Source organism: Xanthomonas sp. BRIP62418, from assembly GCF_003993495.1.
Taxonomy (GTDB): domain Bacteria; phylum Pseudomonadota; class Gammaproteobacteria; order Xanthomonadales; family Xanthomonadaceae; genus Xanthomonas; species Xanthomonas euroxanthea.
The window spans coordinates 1-3972 of the sequence record NZ_QEZG01000065.1 but is presented as its reverse complement, the minus strand read 5'-3'; the positions used below and the strand labels follow the sequence as shown (position 1 = coordinate 3972).

At 63.3% G+C, this 3972-nt stretch carries 6 protein-coding genes; all 6 read right to left on the bottom strand.

The genetic code is table 11. From position 1 onward, the window contains the following. Window positions 1-41 precede the first annotated feature (41 nt). The gene (copC, locus tag EO174_RS22750; protein WP_005413416.1) at window positions 42-425 is read right to left on the bottom strand and encodes a copper homeostasis periplasmic binding protein CopC; all 384 of its coding nucleotides are present in this window, start codon (window positions 423-425) and stop codon (window positions 42-44) included. Window positions 426-603: 178 nt separating this feature from the next. After that, on the bottom strand, window positions 604-954 hold the full coding sequence (locus EO174_RS22745; RefSeq protein ID WP_012480213.1) for a four-helix bundle copper-binding protein: 351 nt from the start codon (window positions 952-954) through the stop codon (window positions 604-606). 70 nt (window positions 955-1024) lie between these two features. Continuing rightward, a complete protein-coding gene (locus EO174_RS22740; protein WP_019184727.1) occupies window positions 1025-1390 on the bottom strand; it encodes a DUF411 domain-containing protein in 366 nt (121 codons plus the stop codon). Window positions 1391-1563: 173 nt separating this feature from the next. Further along, entirely contained in the window at window positions 1564-2073 is a 510-nt protein-coding gene (locus EO174_RS22735; RefSeq protein WP_012480215.1) for a nuclear transport factor 2 family protein, read from the bottom strand. A gap of 19 nt (window positions 2074-2092) precedes the next feature. Further along, window positions 2093-2821 carry a cytochrome c gene (locus tag EO174_RS22730; RefSeq protein ID WP_234830925.1) on the bottom strand — a complete coding sequence of 243 codons (729 nt, stop codon included), beginning with the start codon at window positions 2819-2821 and terminating at the stop codon, window positions 2093-2095. 54 nt (window positions 2822-2875) lie between these two features. Then, a partial coding sequence (locus EO174_RS22725; protein WP_234830968.1) for a copper resistance protein B occupies window positions 2876-3972 on the bottom strand: 1097 nt, incomplete at its 5' end.

The following is a 3972-nucleotide window of genomic DNA, read 5'->3' as shown; positions in this document are numbered from 1 at the left end:
ATCTCAGTGCATAAGCCGACAGGTCGAACATTCGCGACTCCTCAGCGCACCGTGAAGCTGAAGCTGCCCGGCATGGGGTGGTTGTCACCACCGACGGCGCGGTATTCCACGGTATAGACGCCCGGAGCCAGCGGTCCAGGCAACTTGGCACGCAGGGTCTTGCCGTTGTTGACGATCTCGGTCGTGAAATTCTCGATCGGCATGGTGGAACTGCCGTGCTTCATGAGCAACTTGAGACGCGACGCCCGCGGAATCAATGTCTCGTTGAACACGAGATCGATCTGGCCTGGCGAGGCCACCACCGCATTTGCCGCCGGTGTGGACTGCTGCAGCGCGGCGTGGGCGTGCGCGACCTGCAGCGAAAACTGCCCGGCCGCGATTGCGAGGACGAGCGCGAAGGAGCGAATGACGTTGGACGACTTCATATGGATAAATCCTCATTGGAATGTGATGCAAAGCCCGTTCGGGAGGGGCCGCGCTGTGTTCGATGCGACAAGCGTTAGATGTCGGACTGTCACCGAAACCACGATTTGTCGGATTTTCTTGATACTTCCGCTTTCGCGAGACGAGGATCCCACCGGCTCAGGCGGGATCCTCGACGCATTACGCTGCCATGGCGCTGCAGCTTTCCGCGCAGCGGCGACAAACTTCGGCGCAGCGCGTCATCTCAGGGTCGTTCATGGCGTCGCATGCATCGGCGCACTGGCGGCAGATCTCCGCGCAGGCACCGCAAACCACGTCGTGAACGCTGGCACCGCGCAGCATCGCGTCGGCACTGGTTGCGCAGGTATCGGCACACGTCGCCAACAGGGCGATATGCTCCGGGGCCGCGTGAACACCTCCTTTGGTCAGGCAGTAGTTGATGGTCTCCAGGCAGATCGCATGGCATTGCGTGCAGTTGTCGATGCACTCGTTCATGGCCTGGGGCCGGTGTGCTGCGGAATGGTGAGTCATGTAGTTCTCCTTCTTCCTCGCGGGCGAGAATCGGCGCGCCCGCAACACCGTCCCCTGTTGCTGCGACGGATCAGTGCTGTGCGAACGGTTCAGTGGTTCCGTCGCGATGGATCAGCTCGACCGTGAACGGCTGCTGGCGTCCCTCCGGGACCTCCATGCCCGGAGAACCAAGCGGCATCCCTGGGAGGACCAGGCCGCGTGCGTTCGGCTTTTCTTCGAGGAGACGCTTGATGTCCGCGGCCGGAACGTGGCCTTCGATGACGTATCCGCCGATCTCGGCCGTGTGGCAGGAGCCCTTTGCATAGGGGACACCCAACCGCTCCTTGACCAGACCCAGGTCATCCATGTCGTGCACATCCACGGTGAATCCCGCCTTCTGCACGTGGTCGATCCAGACACCGCAGCACCCGCAGGTCGGGGTCTTGTGGACGGTCATGCGTGGCAGGGCTGCTGGAGTCGCGTCGGCTGATTGGACGACAACCTGTGCGGAGGGCGAGGTTGTGGGTTGCGCGGATGAAGCATCCTGGGTGCAAGCACCCAGACCAGCCACGGCAAGGACCACAAAAGTCAGACGGTGCAATGTGAGCCTAGTCATTTCAATCTCTCGACTCAGCGCTTGGTCCGCGAGGACCAGTGGATGTGGACGATCCGCCAGCCGTCCGCGGTCTCCTTCAGCACCATCGTCTCGGCGCTCTGGACGGTCAGTGGCTGGCCGTCCTTCTGGGCATGCAACTCGCTTTCGGTTCCGACCCACGCGAACTCGCCAGCGGCTCGTGCGCGCTGACGGAGCAGCTGGCGATGGGCGCCCTTGAGGAACGCCGCATCGCTGACTGCGTGATGGCCCATGTATTCCTCGCGGCTGCGTTCGGCGCCCCCGGACTCGAGGATGAGAACGTCGGCAGCGAGCAGGGCTTCGACCGTGGCCAGATCGCCGCTAGACAGGGCCCTGTTGAAACGCTCCGCTACGGCGACCGCGGCCTCTGCAGTGACTGGGACGTCGACGTCCGCAGATGCCGCGGCAGCGGGGTGATGTGCGTGCGGCTGTGTCGCCTGCGCCATTGCGGGGGACACGACGGCCAGTGCCAGTGCGAGGGTGAACGAGATTGCTGTTGCGTTCATTGCGTGGGCTCCAAGGAGATCAATGGGTGTGCGCATGGCCGTCATCGGCCACGGGCGTGTGTGGTGCAGGGTGCGACTCCACCTTGCCGTCGGGATGGCCGTGGCTCACCAACCCGACTTCCGTGTCGCTGGGTGTCGGGCCGTGGTGATCGTCGTCCACGCCCGGCGGGTGCGCATGCGGCATGGAGTTGTTGCCCGGCTCGAATAAGGCAGGGTGATCCTCGGCCTTTTCGTCGTCATGGTGGCCTTGCGTCTCGCCGCCGCCATGCGAATGGCCCTCGCTGCTGTCGACAAGTTCCTTGTACGCAGTCGCGTCCAGCGTGGGCAACTTCTGCAGGAAGGCCGACATGTTCCATATGAACTCATCGTCCATGCTGCCGCCCCAAGCGGGCATGCCGCTGGCCTTGATGCCGTGCTTGATCACCCAGAACGCCTCAGCTGGAGCGACCGGCTGTTTGCTTAGGTTCGGTGGCGCGGGGTACAGGCCCTTGCTCATCTCGGTGGCCGCCGCGTCTGGTGAAAGATGGCAGGTCACGCACATGGCGTTGTAGTTGCCCGCACCCTGGCGGATACGCTCAGGATCATCAAGGTTCGTGGGTAGCTGAAGCTTGGCGGCGCGCACCTCAATGGAACGCTCGCGCGCCGTTTCAAGTAGCGCATACACCGGGCGACTATGCGGATCGTCGGCGGCCACGTTGTACACGCCCAGAGAGACCGTGGCGGTTGCGACCACCGCAACCAATGCCACGCCGGCACCGAGCCATACCCACATCTTTTTGTTGGATTTCATTGTCAGTTCCCCTTAGAACCAGGTACGAAGGCCGATGACCAAGCGCGTGTCTTCAAAGGACTCGCCATGCTCGCGTCGCATGTCTGCGGTATTGCCAAAAGCGCGCTCGTACACCACGCCGATGTAGGGAGCGAACTTTCGGGTGAACTCATAACGAAGTCGTAGCCCCGCCTCAGCGGTACTCAGACCCGAACCTATCCCGCGCAATGGATCGTTCTTGCCATAGACGGTGACTTCCACCAGCGGCTGCAAGATCAGCCGGTTGGTTAGCAGCAATTCGTACTCGGCCTCGACGTTGGCGGCAGTCTGGCCCCCTTCGCCGAGATAGGCTGTGGCGGACACTTCGAACTTCATCGGCGCCAAGCCCTGTACACCGATAGCGGCGAAGTTCTGCGAAGCCCCAGGCTTGAAATCATGACGCGCACCGGCCACCACATCCCACCACGTGGAGATACTGCGGCCGTAAAGCACTTCCAGATCAGCCGACTCGGTCTGACCATCCGTGCGTTCGCCTTCACTGCGGAGCCAGACGCGATTGAGGTCCGTACCGATCCAGCCCTGGCCCTCCCAGCCCAGCCCGGTGCCCGGATCGGCATCCCAGGTTTCCACGCGATTGAGCAGCACGTAGCTCTTGATCGAGTTGTCATGCACCGGATGCGCGTGTTCCGGCGCGATGGCCGCCTTGCGATCTGCGTCCGTCACCGCGGGAATCGGGGTGCGCTGCTGCGTTGGCGCTGCAGGCCCGTGTCCCATCTGGCTGTGGTCCATGCCCTCCATCGATTGCATTCCCGCTTCTGATGTAGCGGGCGCGGGCGAATCATGGCCCATCTGCGAATGGCCCATCCCCTGCATCGCAGGCGTGGCCGTGCTGGAGGTGTCGGCCGCGGCGGGCTGTGCCATCTGACTGTGATCCATGACCTGCATCGACTGCGCCTGCGCTGTGGGCGCCGCAGGTGTGCTCGCGGGCGAGCCGTGCCCCATCTGCGAATGGTCCATGCCCTGCATGGCAGGCTCGGCTGCTTCAGCCGGCGGCGCGGCGTGGCCCATCGCCGCATGATCGATCGTCGCTTCGCTCGTCTTGGCCGGTGTTGCAGGCTTTTGGGCTGGCG